The sequence below is a fragment of the Peribacillus frigoritolerans genome (assembly GCF_040250305.1).
Taxonomy (GTDB): domain Bacteria; phylum Bacillota; class Bacilli; order Bacillales; family DSM-1321; genus Peribacillus.
On the sequence record NZ_CP158190.1, the window covers coordinates 1,484,759 to 1,500,838 of the forward strand.

The following is a 16,080-nucleotide window of genomic DNA, read 5'->3' on the forward strand; positions in this document are numbered from 1 at the left end:
GAAGAAAGCGGGGAGAACATGGATATCAATAATTTCATGTCAACGAAAGAGTATGCGAAAACTTTGGATCAGGAAGATCCATTAGTTTCTTACAGAGAGGAGTTCTACTTGAACCCCGGAATGATTTATATGGATGGCAACTCATTGGGACTTTTATCAAAGCGGGCTGAGAAAAGTTTAATGAAGTCATTGGAAGATTGGAAAAGGTTTGGAATCGATGGGTGGACGGAAGGCACCGAGCCCTGGTTTTACTTTTCTGAGAGATTGGGTGAATTGAGTGCTCCGCTGGTAGGTGCTTTAGAGGATGAAGTGATAATGGGAGGGTCGACTACAGCTAATCTGCATCAGCTTGCGGCCACTTTTTTTGAACCGAGAGCTGGCAGGAATAAGATTTTGGCGGATGAACTAACCTTCCCGAGTGATATCTATGCACTTCAAAGCCAGCTCCGATTGCATGGGCTTGATCATTCGGCACACTTGGTTCAGGTGAAAAGCCGAGATGGTAAATTCCTTGAAGAAGAAGACATCATTGCAGAAATGAACGAGGAAATAGCATTGATTGTACTTCCGACGGTTTTATATCGAAGCGGTCAGGTCCTTGATATGGAGAGGTTAACAAAGGAAGCGCATGCGCGTGGAATCATGATAGGATTCGATGCCTGTCATTCCGTGGGAGCCATCCCGCATTTGTTTGACAACTGGGAAGTGGATTTCGCGTTTTGGTGTAATTATAAGCATTTGAATGGCGGACCAGGATGTGTAGCGGGGTTATATGTGAACCGTAAGCATTTTGCAAGGCTGCCCGGGTTGGCTGGATGGTTTGGCTCACGGAAAGATAAGCAGTTCGATATGGAACATACCTTTACCCAGGCAAATTCGGCAGGTGCCTTTCAAATTGGAACTCCCCATATATTAAGCATGGCTCCCCTTTTAGGCTCACTTGAAATATTTGCGGAAGCGGGGATAGAGCAAGTCCGGAAGAAATCCTTGAAGCTGACTCAATATCTTATGGATTTAATACAATCGGAATTGACGGGATATGGATTTGAGATTGGGAGCCCAAGGCATGAAGCAAAAAGGGGCGGTCATATCATCCTTGAACATCCAGAAGCTGCAAGAATATGTAAAGCATTGAAACAAGAGGCCATCATACCCGATTATCGTGAACCGAATATGATTCGTTTAGCACCTGTTGCTCTTTATACCTCTTTTCAGGAAGTCTATGAAACTGTACAGGTGCTTAAGAAGATCATGGACGGCAGATTATATGAAAACTATGAAAATAAAAGGGGAATCATTGCCTAGAATGGGAGCAACATATGGAGAAAAATAAACTGCATCGTGAATTATCATCGAATCAAATCACCATGATAGCCATGGGATGTGCAATTGGCACCGGGTTATTTTTGGGAAGCGGCCTTGCGATTTCAACGGCAGGTCCAAGTGTACTTATCAGCTATGCAATAGGTGCATTCATTGTCCTTCTGCTGATGGGCTGTTTGGCGGAAATGACTGTAGCCTATCCAACATCGGGATCCTTTGGAACCATTGCTGAAAAATATATAAGTCCATTTGCGGGTTTTGTTGTGAGGTATTCCTATTGGATAGCGAATGTTCTTGCCATTGGTGTCGAAGTGAGTGCCATCGCTGTTTATATGAAATATTGGTTCCCTGCTGTACCTGGAAGTGTTTGGATTTTCCTTTTTGCCGCACTGCTAATCTATGTAAATGCGACGAGTGTCAATACATTCGGGAATTTTGAGTATGTATTTTCAATGATCAAGATAAGCGCCATTGTCATATTCATTCTACTGGGCGCCTATGTGGTGATTGGCGCTGGACCTTCAAGCGGGATCGGTGTAGAGAACTATGCCAATGATGGAGGTTTTATGCCTTTCGGATTTTGGGGGCTTTGGGTCGCCATATTCATTTCGCTCTTCAGCTTTTTAGGAACTGAGTTGATTGCGGTGACGGCGGGCGAAGCAAAGGACCCGGATATAGCCGTCCCTAAAGCTTTGAAGGCAACTGTCTTCAGGCTTGCCACTTTTTATGTACTGACTATCGGGATCATGTTAATGATTGTTCCCTGGCAATCTGCCGGTATTGATAAAAGCCCATTCGTTAAGGTAATGGAAATCCTGAATGTTCCCGGGGCATCGGGGATAATGAATTTCATTATTTTAACTGCTGCTTTATCTGCAATGAATAGTCAATTATATGCCTCCACCAGAATGATATTTTCGTTATCCGAGCAAAAGCAGGCTCCAGCCCTATTTCAAAAAGTGAGCAGGAAAGGTGTCCCGGTAAGGGCACTTCTCATATCCACTTTAGGAATATTTCTTGCTGCAGGAGTAAAGGTTCTGCTTCCGGATACTTCATATGCATTCATGATGGGGATATCGATGTTCGGGGCCATTTTAACCTGGTTCATGGTTTTCATTTCCCATTTATATTTCAGGAAGAGGTGGGAGAAATCAGGGGGCCGCAAATTACCGGTTAAAATGTATGGATTTCCATATCTAACGATTCTTGGTGCATTTCTTTTGTTTGCTTTGACGGTATCTACCTGGTTCACTGGCCCATTTAAAATCGTGCTCCAGTTCGGGGTTCCTTGGCTGATCTTTCTTTGCATCGTTTATTTATTGATGACGAAATTCAAAAGAAAGTAAAGGGAAAGAGGGATAGTATGGATAAGGGTCCAAGAGATGAACATCGTTTGGAAGAAAGTATGGTAACTGATTTTGATAAAGATATGTCCTATGGGGACTATCTGCATTTAAATCAAATTTTATCAAGTCAGCATCGACTTTCTGGCCATCACGATGAAATGCTGTTCATCATCATTCACCAAACAAGTGAATTGTGGATGAAATTGATCATCCATGAATTGACTGCGGCAACTGATCATATTGAGGCAGGACATTTGGAGCCTTCCTTTAAGATGCTATCCAGGGTGGCCAGGATCCAACAGCAACTAGTTCAATCTTGGAATGTGCTTTCGACCTTAACGCCATCCGATTATATGGAATTCCGGGAGAAACTAGGAAACTCTTCAGGGTTTCAATCATTTCAGAACAGGTTGATAGAATTTGCGATGGGGCAAAAGAATTCGCAAATATTGGCCGTTTTCCGTCATCAGCCCGAGCTTTATGAGTCGATGATGGCAGCCTTGAATAAACCAAGTATTTATGATGCGGCTATAGGGGCTTTGGCTGCAAGAGGGCTTCCCATTGATCAATCGGTCCTGAAGAGGGATTGGTCTTTAATTTATCAGGAAAATGCAAGTGTTGAAAAAGCATGGCTGACCGTTTACCGTGATGTGCATAACTACTGGGATTTGTATGAGCTGGCCGAAAAACTCGTTGATATTGGAAGTCAACAACAATTCTGGAGATTCAATCATATGAGCACCGTAGAACGGATCATCGGTAATAAAAAGGGAACTGGCGGATCGTCCGGTGTAAGTTATCTGAAAAAAGTGGTCGAACAGCCATTTTTTCCTGAGCTTTGGACATTAAGGACCAAACTGTAAGCTTTGACTGGGGGGGATTTCATGAATCAATGGTTAGATATCCCAGCGCCTTAATGAAAATACGCCATATTGGCTAGGAGATAGCAATATTCATATATGCTGAATTCACAATGGCTGAAGGGTCATCTGTCAATGTAGCGGAAATCAGACTGACTCTTTAAGAATTCAATTGATTCTCCCTATCATTTTGATGGAAATGGAAAAAATCATCGAACATGATCTCGATTTATGAAACCGGGCACGGGAGCCCGGTCAGGGCCGTGGTGAAAAAGGAAGACTGGTGAGGGGGATATAAGGATGGGCAAAATTGGAGTTTATGGATCTTCCTTCGATCCGGTCACGAATGTGCATTTATGGACAGCATCCACCATTGCGCATCGTGCTAAGCTTGACAAGGTGATTTTTTTACCTTGCTCAAATGGCCGGATCGATAAACAGATGAAAACGAGCAATGAACACCGTTGGGAAATGCTCAAGCTGGCAATAGGGGGCAACCCGTTATTTGAAGTCAGTGATTATGAAATTAATGAACGTGCCGGAACGAGTAAACAATATACTTGGTATACGATGGAATATTTTAAATCACGATTTCCAAAGGACGAAGTTTACTTCATAATGGGTGCAGATTTACTTGAAGATATTGATAATCAGGAGTTGCCGGTACACTTACGATGGAAATTCAGGGAAAAACTGATTGCAAATCATAAATTCATCGTCATGGCACGGGATGGGATCGATATGCTGAAAATCATATCCAAAAGTCCATTGCTAAGGAATTATGATGATGGCAATACATTTCACCTTATTGATAAAGGCCTTTCCATGGAAATCAGTTCTACATATATAAGGGATGAATTCGCGATGGGCGGGGAACCAAGATATTTACTGCCTGATCAGTGTTATCAGTATATCTTGGACAATAAGCTATATCAAAAAGCATCAAATTCATAATAGGTATTAAAAAAAGGGCTCGATCTCCCCGTTGGATCGAGCCCTTTCGTTTGGTGGAATTCTTAAACTTTCAAAACGTGAATGAATTTAAATAAAAGGACATGCAATACCTAGTTGACAACTGGGTTAACTTTGCTTTATGGTAATGATATACAAAAAAATACTTGCTGATCAGAGAACTGAAGGCATACTATCTCCTGAATGATTGAAAGGGAAATAGCATGCCTTTTTTGTTGTAAAAAAAGGGGGAAGCTCATGAAAAAGGTAATGTTATTGATAAGTTTGATTTTAGCATTCGGTGTACTTGCGGGATGCAACTCGGAAAAAACGGAAGGCGACGGGACATCAAAGTCAGTCGAGCTTTTGAATGTGTCATATGATCCGACAAGGGAATTGTACCAGGAATTCAATGAAGCGTTCGTGAAGCACTGGAAAGAAGAATCCGGTCAGGATGTAACGATTCAGCAATCACATGGCGGATCTGGTAAACAGGGCAGGGCAGTCATTGATGGATTGGAGGCGGATGTCGTTACATTGGCATTGGCTTATGATATTGATGCCATTTATGAAGCTAGTAATTTGTTAGCGAAGGATTGGCAAAAACGTTTACCGGAGAACTCGACACCATACACATCAACCATTGTGTTTTTGGTGAAAAAAGATAACCCTAAAGGCATTAAAGATTGGGATGATCTGATTAAAAAGGATGTATCCGTCATTACCCCAAATCCAAAGACAAGCGGAGGGGCAAGGTGGAATTACTTGGCTGCCTGGGCTTATGCGGAGAAAAATTTCGATAATGACGAAACAAAAGTGAAGGATTTCATGAAAAAACTTTATCAGAATGTTGAAGTCCTGGATTCAGGGGCCCGCGGTGCAACGACCACTTTTGTGGAAAGGGGAATTGGTGACGTACTAATCGCTTGGGAGAATGAAGCCTATTTAACACTGGAAGAATTCGGTGATGACAAATATGAAATCGTCAATCCTTCAATCAGTATATTAGCAGAGCCACCGGTAGCTGTTGTCGATGAAGTGGTCGAGAAAAAAGGAACAAAGGAAGTGGCTGAAGCCTACCTGGAATACCTCTATACGGATGCCGGTCAGGAAATTGCCGCGAAAAACTTCTATCGTCCAAGGGATGAGAAGGTTCTCGCTGAATATGAAGACCAATTTGCCAATATCGATATGGTGACTGTTGATGATACGTTTGGCGGTTGGAAAAAAGCCCAGGAAACACATTTTAATGATGGTGGCACATTTGACGAGATTTATCAACAGCAATAAGCATGAAGGAGAAGATGACTTTAACATCTTCTCCTTCATAAATCAGAAAAAGGGTTGAGGCGAAGCGATGAATATAGTCACTGAAGGTAAACAGACGAAAAAGAGGACCATACCCGGTTTTGGATTGACGATGGGTTTTACGCTGCTGTATCTCTCCATCATCGTATTGATCCCGTTATCGATGATTTTTCTAAACACATTTTCAATGGGATTCCAGGATTTTTGGGCGACCATCACTGAACCAAGGGTTCTCGCTTCTTATAAATTGAGTTTCATGACAGCGTTAACTGCGGCCTTTGTGAACGCAGTTTTTGGTGTGTTAATTGCCTGGGTGCTTACTCGTTATGAGTTTCCCGGCAAACGGATCATCGATGGACTGGTTGATTTGCCTTTTGCCCTCCCGACTGCCGTGGCAGGGATTACGTTGACCACCTTGTATTCACCGAACGGATGGATCGGGCAATTTTTCAGTTTTAAAGTCGCTTTCACTCCCGCAGGGATCATCATCGCCCTAATATTTATCGGTCTTCCATTCGTGGTGCGGATGGTTCAACCGGTGCTTGAAAATATCGAAAAAGGGATGGAAGAAGCATCTGCCTCTTTAGGGGCGAATCGAATGCAGACATTCATTAAAATTATCTTCCCGGAATTGATTCCAGCGATATTGACGGGTTTTGCACTTTCTTTTGCGAGGGCACTTGGAGAGTATGGATCAGTTGTCTTCATTGCCGGAAATATGCCGTTTAAAACGGAGATTTCCCCGCTGATCATCATGACAAAGCTTGAACAGTATGATTATGAAGGTGCTACAGCGGTTGCAGCTGTCATGCTCATTATTACATTTATAATCTTATTCACCATCAATATCTTACAATGGTGGACCGGCAAAAGATATTCAGGGAAGTAGGAGGGATATGATGGAACATGATAATTCAGTTGTTGTAAATGCGAATCACCCAGTCATTAATACGAGAAACGCAACTAAAGAGCCTAAATCCATACAGTGGATCCTCATTTCCATTGTATTGCTATTTCTCACTTTGTTTTTAGTTGTCCCATTAATCGCGATCTTTGTAAAAGCCTTTGAAAAAGGTGCCGAAGCTTATTTTGCGGCCATTGTCCACCCTGATGCCGTGGCTGCGATTAAGTTAACATTGATCGTTGTCCTCATCACCTTGCCACTCAATGCCATATTTGGAGTGGTTGCCGCGTGGACCATAACAAAATATGATTTCAAGGGAAAAAACTTCTTAATAACATTGATAGATTTGCCTTTTTCCGTTTCGCCCGTCATTGCCGGGTTGATTTTTGTCCTTCTGTTCGGCTTGCATGGAACACTTGGTCCCCTGCTGCAATCTCTTGACATTAAAGTGATCTTTTCAATACCAGGGATTGTCATCGCCTCCATTTTCATCACCTTCCCATTCATTGCGCGCGAATTGATCCCGCTCATGCAAAGCCAGGGGACGTCTGAAGAAGAGGCCTCACTCACGCTGGGTGCAGGAGGGTTTAAGACATTTTGGTATGTGACGCTTCCCAATATAAAATGGGGACTTCTATATGGAGTCATCCTTTGCAATGCAAGGATAATCGGGGAATTTGGAGCTGTATCGGTCGTATCGGGCCATATACGGGGCATGACCAATACGATGCCGCTTCATATTGAAATCTTATACAATGAATATCAATTTTCGGCCGCATTTGCCGTTGCATCCCTGATGTCCATTTTTGCAATCATAACCTTGATCATTAAAAGCTTCATAGAGTGGAAAACAGACTTTAAATCAACCAAAGCGAGGTAGGAGGAATGAAATGAGTATCATCATTGAAAATGTTACAAAATATTACGGGTCCTATCAAGCACTTCGGAACATCGATTTGGAAATAAAAAGCGGTGAACTTGTAGCCCTACTTGGCCCTTCAGGATCAGGAAAAACGTCATTACTGCGTATCATCGCCGGTCTTGAACAAGCTGAGAACGGAAAGATCCTCTTTAATGAAGAGAATTACACGCATAAACATGTAAAAGATCGAAATGTGGGTTTCGTCTTTCAGCATTATGCCCTTTTTCGCAATATGACCATTTTTGATAATATTGCCTATGGATTAAAGGTCCGACCTAGAAAAATAAGGCCCAGTAAAGAAGTTATTGCACAAAAGGTTACCGAATTGCTTCAACTCGTCAAGCTGGAAGGATATAAAGATCGTTATCCATCGCAATTATCAGGCGGCCAGCGCCAGCGTGTCGCATTGGCAAGGGCACTTGCAGTTGAACCGAATATCCTCTTGCTTGATGAACCATTCGGGGCATTGGATGCCAAGGTTCGCAAAGAACTTCGGCGTTGGCTAAGAAGACTTCATGATGAATTCAATGTTACAAGTGTGTTCGTGACGCATGATCAGGAAGAGGCGATGGATGTTGCTGATCGGGTCGTAATCATGAATGAAGGGAAAATTGAACAGATTGGAACTCCGGAAGAAGTATATGATCACCCGGAAAATCCATTCGTTTATGATTTTCTCGGCAGTGTCAATCTTTTCAAGGGCAACGTTCACCAAGGGAAATTGGTAACTGGGAATGTGGAAATGAATGCCCCGGGCAGTGAAGATGGAGCGGGCACTGGTTATGTAAGGGCTCATAACTTTATCATAGAAAGAGAACCAACAGAAAAGGATTCGATCGCATCCATAATTGAGCACATTCATACAATTGGCCCCATCGTCCGGATAGAAGTCATTCGTCAGGATACAAACGAACCGCTGGAAATCGAACTGACGAAAGAACAATATTTGAATCTGGAAATAAGCAAAGGAGAAAGGGTATTCGTCCGACCAAAAGAATTGAAAGTTTTTGTCGACTTTATGGCTGGAATTTAAGGATGGGTCGAATATTGACGGAAAAACCGCTGATGAGCGGTTTTTTTTATGGGAATGCTAACGGACTTTCCGTATGAAGGGTAAATGAGCTGCAATCTGTTACAAATGGGCCTCCATGCATTCGAAAGTGGTGAGTTTTTACCTGCCAATAGTCCATGGTCCCTTGGTGCTAAACACTAGATAGAAAGTCTTGCATCAAAATACGAAGGTGATTATGTAAGATATTGGATGTTTTATCACGTGGAAACGTCGAATTTTTATGTTTAATGTTAAAATTGAAATATAATTGTAATATTGTTATTACGTATTTGACAAAATCTGATGATATACTACGACTTAGATGAAAACATAGTAGAGTTTAAGAAATGTATTTAATATTATCTCAACCTTAGAAGATTACATAAAGAGTAAAAAAAATAGAGAAGAGTTCCCAGCAATTTATTTTGACTAAGTATTTTTCATAGAGAAAAAGAAGTGGGTCGATGGAAATGCAAGGGGAGGAAAGCAGGGGAAATGAGTTTGAAGAAAAAACTTATCGTATTGAACACGACAATTATGCTTGGATTAGGAAGCGCTTTTGCCATACCGTCTGTAAAAGCTGAATCTATCACGGATATTCAATCACAACGTACAGGAATACAATCAGATATTTCAGAGGCAGAACAAGTTATTCAGCAATTGAAAAAAGAACAATCGAAAATGAATGCCCAAATTGCCCAGATCGAATCGGCAATGAAAGAAAATGACCAAAAAATCAAAGATACTAAACAAGAAATTAAAGACACCGAAAAAGACATAGATTCTTTAAAGAAAGAAATTAAAGCGTTGGAAGAAAGAATCGCAAAACGCGAGGAAGTCTTGAAAGAGCGCGCACTTTCTTTCCAAGAGAGCGGCGGGGACGTTGAGTACCTAGAAGTTGTTTTAGGTTCTAAAAGCTTTGGTGAATTCGTTAATCGTGTTGGAGCGGTAGCCACTATCGTGGAAGCTGACCAACAGATTCTTAGCGAGCAGGAAGCGGATAAAGCTGACTTAGAAAAAAAACAAGCGACCGTTGAGAAAAAATTGCAAAGCCTTAAGGATATGGAAGTAGAGCTTAAAGGCATGCAATCGCAAATTAAAGATCAAAAAGCTGAAACTGTTAACATGAAGGCTAAGATTGAAAAGAAGGAATCGGAAACAGAAGCACTAAAACAATCTTTAGAGAATAAAGATGCCGGTTTAGAAGCACAAATTGCATCCATCCGTGAAAATATCAAAAAAGAGGAAGAACGTAAAGCAGCAGAGAAAGCAGATCTTGACCGTGCTGCTGAAGAAGTGAGTACTTCAAATTCTTCCAGTGAAGAATCATCAAGCTCTTCTAACGAAGAATCATCAAGTTCTTCTAAAGGCGAAGCTTCGGCAAAAAGCTCATCTAAAGGTGAATCATCTTCAAATTCATCTAAAAACAGTTCTGCTGCTAAACCTGCAGCCAGTAAAACTGAAACATCAAGCAAGCCAAGCAGTGCAAATACAGGCTCTGCCATTACAGCAGGTTATAAATATATCGGTAACTCCACATATAAATTTGGTGGCGGAAGAACGGCATCCGATATTGCTAACGGTCTTTTCGATTGTTCAGGATTCGTTGCATGGGCTTATAAACAAGCTGGTGTTAACCTTCCAGCAAGTACGGATGCATTGAAAAATGCAGGACGTCAAGTATCTAAGAGCCAAATACAACCTGGAGATTTAGTGTTCTTCAATACCTATAAAACTGATGGGCATGTCGGTATTTATGTCGGCGGCGGCAAATTTATCGGTTCCCAAAGTTCAACAGGTGTTGCAATCGCCAATATGGAAAGCGGATATTGGGCAGGTGTATTCAACGGCCGTGTCGTTCGTGTAAACTAATAGTTCAATAATAAGCAGGGGAGAAAATGCCCCTGCTTATTTTTTTGAAAAAAAATCGAAAAAAATGAAACTTATTTTGAATTTCAACGTAAATACTATAAGATAAAACAAGGATAGGTGATGTGGACTTCAGTAACTCTGGGAAAACATATAAAGAAACATCATTCCATACTATAAACGGAGGCAAAAAAACATGATGAAAAAATTTATGGCTGCATTACTTACAATTACACTAGCATTCTCGCCAGTCGGCACTTACGTATTCCAGGATCATGCGGAATCAGTCGATGCAAGGGGTTACAAGTCAGGCAAAAGAAGCTTTAACAGCAACAACAATAATAATTCGAATTTCCAAAATAAAGAAACGAAGAAGTCCGATGCTACTACTGCCAATAAAGCTAAGAGTGGAAACACATTCGCAAAAGGCGGCTTAATGAAAGGAATTATGCTAGGTGGACTGGCTGGTTTACTTTTTGGAAGCCTATTCGCCAATATGGGAATGCTTGGTTCTATACTTGGTCTATTAATCAACGTGTTGGCGGTTGTGGTATTAATCGTTGTAATCCGTAAGATATTCACATATTTCAAAGATAAGAAGAAGAAAGAGGATACAAACCCATGGAGAGGCTAAAGATATCCGAACAAGATATCATCAATGCGGTTTGTGTTTACATTGCCCGTAAAAAGCAGGTACAGCCCAATGAGGTGGAAGTCGAGTTAATGTATGATGATGATTATGGCTTTTCGGCGGAAGCGTTTGTCGATGGCCGGAAACAAGTGTTAATTACCATCAACTTGATAGAAGCGCTTCGCTTATGGCTAGATGAATATATGAATAAAGATCCATACTCGGGTATTGAACTTGTTTTGGATGATGAAGAAGGCATAGTGGCTTTAGTAAGTGAAAGTAATAGATAAGTAAAAAGGATGCCGTAACGGCATCCTTTTTTTATTTAATGAGGTACAACTTGATCGGGCGAAGGAAAAAGATAAAAGAGAAATAGAAAAATAGTAAAGCAAACAAAGCAAAATGCTAGATTACCAACACATTTGTTAAATACAGATAGATTATAACGAATTATATTTTCCATTTGTTGCAAAAAATGGTCTGCGGAAGTAGGATGGATATATGTTCAAGTCAAAGGAGGAGAATAAGTGACAGGTTACATAGAAGATATCACTTTTTTAAATGAAAAGGCCATAAAGTTCGGCAATGAAAAAGTGGAAGCGATACTTGCGCCATCTTTAGGAAGCAATCTGCTTTCGCTTAAGTACAAGCATAAGGATATTGAGGTGCTGCGAACTCCGGTTAGTCTGGAAGAGTATAAAAAAGCTCCCATTTTATACGGAATGCCTATCCTGTTTCCTCCTAATCGGATTGAAGGTGGTCAATTTACATATAAGGGGACTGAGTATAGGTTTCCGGTCAATGAAAGGGGAAAATTCAATCATATACATGGTTTTTTACATGACAAGCCTTGGCAAGTCTGCAAAAAGGAAGTGAACGGGAAAGAAATCGTCATTAATACTGAATTTTCAAGCAGTGAATTTGATCTAAAAGATAGCTTTCCACAAGATATCACTGTGAATATGTCTTTATCTTTAAGGGCTGAAACATTGGATATAAAATTGGAAATCACCAACAAGGGCATTGAACCCTTTCCGTGGGGGGCAGGCTATCATACTGTATTCAATTTTCCATTTGGACCAGGGGGGAAATTGGAGGATTGCAGAATATCTCTTCCCGTCAATAAACATTGGGAGTTGAATGAAAGGTCATTGCCCACTGGTGCAATTCATGAAACGGCCGATACAATGGAAATCCAAAACGGCTTTAGCTTGGAGGGCCGGCTGTTTGATGACCTATTTGGCTATGATGAGGAAAGAGCCCTCGAAAACGAGTGCATTCTCACTGACCAAGAGGCTGGCATACATGTCATCTATCATGCCGATCAACATTTTATGTTTTGGGTATTATTCAACCAGGAGGGGTTCGTCTGTCCTGAACCATATACATGGGTAACGAATGCTCCTAATTTGGATTTGTCAGCAAAATTGACCGGATTGAGGGAGTTAAGATCTGGTGAAACTGTTCAGCTGAGAACTAGATTGGCAATAAAGGATATATAAAAAAACACCTTGGCACTTATTTGTGCCAAGGTGTTTAAGGTTATGCTTTTTTTCTCATCCAGAGTGGGTATAGGACGATTCCGAATACATATAAGGCAATGCCAAGTATGAATGTATTCATATCGGCTGTACCTGTCTTGATGACCCAGATCGAGTAGATTAACGCCAGGATGGTGATAATTCCATCACGTACCCTTGAGCCTTTCATGATGTCATAGGTTTCCCCAGTCATGACCAGTTTCAATTGATACAGAACGGATGCAAGATACGGAATCAAGTAAGCGAGTGTAGCGACGATCATCGAAAATTTATAAGCCTCTAAAATCGTACCCGAAATAGTGGAGAATAAGAATATCTGTGTCATGATATTTGTTATTGTCATAGAACGGACGGGTGTGCCATTTTTGTTTGCTTTCGCAAAATAGGCCGGAAACAAATCCGATTTCGCTGCCTGGTAAGGAACTTCTGAGGCAACGACAATCCATCCGATTGTCGATCCCAATAAGGAAATGACGGCAAGAGCAGCCATTATATAAGTGCCGCTTGAACCAACTACCGCTTGTAGTGCGTCAACAAGCGGTTTTTGTGATATTTTCAACTCGTCTTGTGATATGGCACCCATCGTCAATAAAGTAATGCCGATATAAATGGCAACAGCGATAAGTAAACCAAAAATCGTCGCTTTCTTTACATCATTTTGTGACTTGGCACGGTTTGAAAGCATGACGGCAGCTTCGATACCGATGAAGGCCCATAATGTTGAAATTGCAGCTGCATTCACTTGATCACCTAAAGAGACGGCTGAACCCGCCTTATCATAAAATTCAGCTCCGTTTCCTAGATTGGAAGTGTCGAAGATGAATATTGTGATAATGATGAAAAATAAGAATCCAAGCACTTTGGTAACTGTAGCAAAAAGATTCATTTTCCCAGCACTGTTAAAACTTCTTACCAAGATTGCCTGAATCCCCCAAAGGGCAATGGAACATACCGCAAACGTTAATGCTTTACCTAGTTCAAGTTGAAACGAACCCGCTGTATAAATCACTTTCGTACTATGCATCACCGGGAAAAACGTTGATAGGTAACCAGCAAATGAGATGATGACAGAAGCTGTCGCAGCCCAATTCGCAGCCCAATAGCCCCAAGCCATGCTATACCCTGAAACCCTTCCTTTAGCAGGAGATTTAAATAATGATTGGGCATAACTTTGCGGTCCAGCCTTCAAATCCGGTTTCCGGACTGCCAGGTTACCAAACACTAAAGCTATTAGAAAAACTCCCAGTCCAGTAACAATCCATGCCAATGTCGCCCCTAATGGACTGGATACCTGTGCTAATTGAGCAGGGAGCATAAAAATTCCGCCGCCGACCATATTTCCAATTACGAATGTGGTCAAAATCAATAAACCCCATTTTTTATTTACCATTTATATCGAACCTTTCTTATATACAATATGTGTGTTTATACCGACAACTTATACTAAAATAGTATATCTCAAATAGTTTAGTTTGGTAAAGTGGTAAATAAGTAAAATGTAAAACGCAGACTAATCAGAAAATTTAAACGCAATATTGACAATGGGAGAAAAATGGATTATATTAGTAAATACCAAGTTAGTTGGTAAGAATAATATGGTTTGTTGCTTGAATCGTATTTTTCTATAAGATAAGCATCCCGAATATTGCCGATTAGTCAACTAAAGGCACCCTTACATCTAATCTAATTAGATGGCGGGTGCCTTTTATTTATAGTGAGGGGAGGGGAATATGGAGTTCCTATTAACTGGTTATTCTTATTCGGAAAGTAAAGTGATGAGGATATGATAGGTAAACCAAGTTCCTCAAGAAAACATTGAAAGTGGGAAGCACCTGCGCTTTTCATGAGATCACTTTTAACATTAGGCATGAAACGAAGCTTTATTACCAGTAGTGAAGGGGAGAGATATTATGGAAAAGAAAGAAGAATTGAAAATCATGCATATCATTTCAAGCTTGGAAGATCTGCAATATGGATCAGTTTTAATAACCGTACATGATGGTAAAATCACACAGGTGGATACAACCGAGAAGAAACGATTCCCATTAGCGAAGAGCCGGGCAGTTAATGCCAGATGAATAATAGTTATTGAGGGAGCTTTCGATATGAAGGCTCTTAAACTGTAGACAAAATCGATAATAATTAAGATTGCCTACGTTTTTTTTGAGGGAGTGTAAAATATGATCGTTGATTTCCTCTCCAGGCACTCGCTTTCCGCGGGCGGTCCGGGAGCCTCCTCGGCGCTCTTGGCGCCTGTGGGGTCTCCCTTGGACGCGCTTTTCCCGCAGGAGTCTCACACCCTCCGTTCCAATCAACTAGTTTAAAAATCCAGACGGACCCCCTTTTGTAAATAAACTCGGAGCTTTCGATATAAAGGCTCTTTTTTTTATACAATAATTTATTCAATTTGGAATTTATAAGAAGATTGTACTGCTTTTAACATGGTAGAATAAGTTAGGGTATAAGGTATTTTTTTTAAGGGATTAAATGATATATAAGGGAGGAACAGGGGATAGATGACCTTACAGACTATAGAACATGATATCTTGGCATTAGTTGAAACATTTAATGGGAGAATCGCATATAAAATTGAAAATGGTCTTGGGGACACGATTGGATATCACGAGAATGAATCCTTTCAATCAGCGAGTTTAATCAAAATACCAATGATCATCGAAGGTTATCGTCAAAGTGAACAAAAGAAAATCTATTTGAACCAACCAGTGACCATCCCGCCTAATGAAGTGACTGGGGGTTCCGGGGTCCTGCATGTCTTATCGAACAAGGTATTTTTAACCGTAGAGGATTTATTGACATTGATGATAACCGTTTCCGACAATACATCCACGAATATGATGATGAACCTGCTGGGCTTTGAGGAAATCAATCAATGCATCAAGGAACTTGGTTTGAAAAATACTGTCCTTGAACGAAAAATGCAGGATTTTAAGGCACTAAAAGAAGGGCGCGACAATACCATATCGGCGGAAGATACGATTACCTGCTTAAAAGCCATACATACAGGCAACTTTTTAACGAAAGAAAGCCAGGAAAGAATCTTGCGTGTATTTGACAATCAGCAATTAAGGGATAAACTTCCATCACTGATGGGCAGAGGGGTCAAGGTCGCAAGCAAAACGGGCGGAATTCGGGGAGTTGCCCATGATTGTGCAATCATTCGGTCAGAAACACAAACTGTTTATGCTGCAGTTCTTACTGAAGATATGAAATCAGAGGAAGAAAGCCGTCAAGTAATCAGTAAAATTGGAAAACTGATATATGATGATATGGTTGCAGAATAAGCTGTTGAATTCAATATTTTTGGAAGAGCGGGAAGTCCTTCATGATTTCCCGCTCTTCGATCTTAGTTATGA

Annotated in this window: 15 protein-coding genes; 14 read left to right on the top strand and 1 reads right to left on the bottom strand. The window is 40.9% G+C overall.

Annotated elements, in window-relative coordinates:
* The first annotated feature begins 18 nt into the window (after positions 1–18).
* The 12 genes from kynU (at position 19) to ABOA58_RS07410 (ending at position 12,667) form a co-directional block, all read left to right on the top strand.
* Positions 19–1,305: a kynureninase gene (gene kynU / locus ABOA58_RS07355; RefSeq protein WP_350302815.1), complete on the top strand. Its 1,287-nt coding sequence runs from the start codon at positions 19–21 to the stop codon at positions 1,303–1,305.
* A gap of 14 nt (positions 1,306–1,319) precedes the next feature.
* On the top strand, positions 1,320–2,669 hold the full coding sequence (locus tag ABOA58_RS07360) for an amino acid permease (RefSeq protein WP_350301807.1): 1,350 nt from the start codon (positions 1,320–1,322) through the stop codon (positions 2,667–2,669).
* Positions 2,670–2,686: 17 nt separating this feature from the next.
* Positions 2,687–3,532, top strand: a complete 846-nt coding sequence (gene kynA, locus ABOA58_RS07365; protein WP_350301808.1) for a tryptophan 2,3-dioxygenase — start codon at positions 2,687–2,689, stop codon at positions 3,530–3,532.
* 297 nt (positions 3,533–3,829) lie between these two features.
* Positions 3,830–4,483 carry a nicotinate (nicotinamide) nucleotide adenylyltransferase gene (gene nadD / locus ABOA58_RS07370; protein WP_350301809.1) on the top strand — a complete coding sequence of 218 codons (654 nt, stop codon included), beginning with the start codon at positions 3,830–3,832 and terminating at the stop codon, positions 4,481–4,483.
* Between the two features lie 255 nt (positions 4,484–4,738).
* The gene (locus tag ABOA58_RS07375) at positions 4,739–5,770 is read left to right on the top strand and encodes a sulfate ABC transporter substrate-binding protein (RefSeq protein WP_350301810.1); all 1,032 of its coding nucleotides are present in this window, start codon (positions 4,739–4,741) and stop codon (positions 5,768–5,770) included.
* Positions 5,771–5,837: 67 nt separating this feature from the next.
* Complete coding sequence (cysT, locus tag ABOA58_RS07380) at positions 5,838–6,677, top strand: sulfate ABC transporter permease subunit CysT (protein WP_350301811.1); 840 nt, start codon at positions 5,838–5,840, stop codon at positions 6,675–6,677.
* Positions 6,678–6,687: 10 nt separating this feature from the next.
* The gene (gene cysW / locus ABOA58_RS07385) at positions 6,688–7,572 is read left to right on the top strand and encodes a sulfate ABC transporter permease subunit CysW (RefSeq protein WP_350301812.1); all 885 of its coding nucleotides are present in this window, start codon (positions 6,688–6,690) and stop codon (positions 7,570–7,572) included.
* Positions 7,573–7,582: 10 nt separating this feature from the next.
* Complete coding sequence (locus ABOA58_RS07390) at positions 7,583–8,647, top strand: sulfate/molybdate ABC transporter ATP-binding protein (protein ID WP_350301813.1); 1,065 nt, start codon at positions 7,583–7,585, stop codon at positions 8,645–8,647.
* 513 nt (positions 8,648–9,160) lie between these two features.
* Positions 9,161–10,537, top strand: a complete 1,377-nt coding sequence (locus tag ABOA58_RS07395; protein WP_350301814.1) for a PcsB-like coiled-coil domain-containing protein — start codon at positions 9,161–9,163, stop codon at positions 10,535–10,537.
* Positions 10,538–10,733: 196 nt separating this feature from the next.
* Positions 10,734–11,168 (top strand): hypothetical protein, encoded by a 435-nt coding sequence (locus tag ABOA58_RS07400; RefSeq protein ID WP_350302816.1) that lies wholly within the window; start codon positions 10,734–10,736, stop codon positions 11,166–11,168.
* A complete protein-coding gene (locus ABOA58_RS07405) occupies positions 11,156–11,455 on the top strand; it encodes a YxcD family protein (RefSeq protein ID WP_076366987.1) in 300 nt (99 codons plus the stop codon). The genes ABOA58_RS07400 and ABOA58_RS07405 overlap by 13 nt, the downstream gene beginning before the upstream one ends.
* 237 nt (positions 11,456–11,692) lie before the next feature.
* Positions 11,693–12,667 carry an aldose 1-epimerase gene (locus tag ABOA58_RS07410; RefSeq protein ID WP_350301815.1) on the top strand — a complete coding sequence of 325 codons (975 nt, stop codon included), beginning with the start codon at positions 11,693–11,695 and terminating at the stop codon, positions 12,665–12,667.
* Positions 12,668–12,707: 40 nt separating this feature from the next.
* Here ABOA58_RS07410 and ABOA58_RS07415 read toward each other — a convergent pair whose 3' ends face one another.
* Complete coding sequence (locus ABOA58_RS07415; protein WP_350301816.1) at positions 12,708–14,096, bottom strand: amino acid permease; 1,389 nt, start codon at positions 14,094–14,096, stop codon at positions 12,708–12,710.
* Positions 14,097–14,616: 520 nt separating this feature from the next.
* Between ABOA58_RS07415 and ABOA58_RS07420 the strand changes: the two genes are divergently transcribed.
* Together ABOA58_RS07420 and ABOA58_RS07425 are read left to right on the top strand one after the other, a co-directional pair.
* On the top strand, positions 14,617–14,784 hold the full coding sequence (locus tag ABOA58_RS07420; protein WP_350301817.1) for a YezD family protein: 168 nt from the start codon (positions 14,617–14,619) through the stop codon (positions 14,782–14,784).
* Between the two features lie 438 nt (positions 14,785–15,222).
* The gene (locus ABOA58_RS07425) at positions 15,223–16,008 is read left to right on the top strand and encodes a serine hydrolase (protein WP_350301818.1); all 786 of its coding nucleotides are present in this window, start codon (positions 15,223–15,225) and stop codon (positions 16,006–16,008) included.
* The last annotated feature ends 72 nt before the right edge of the window (positions 16,009–16,080 follow it).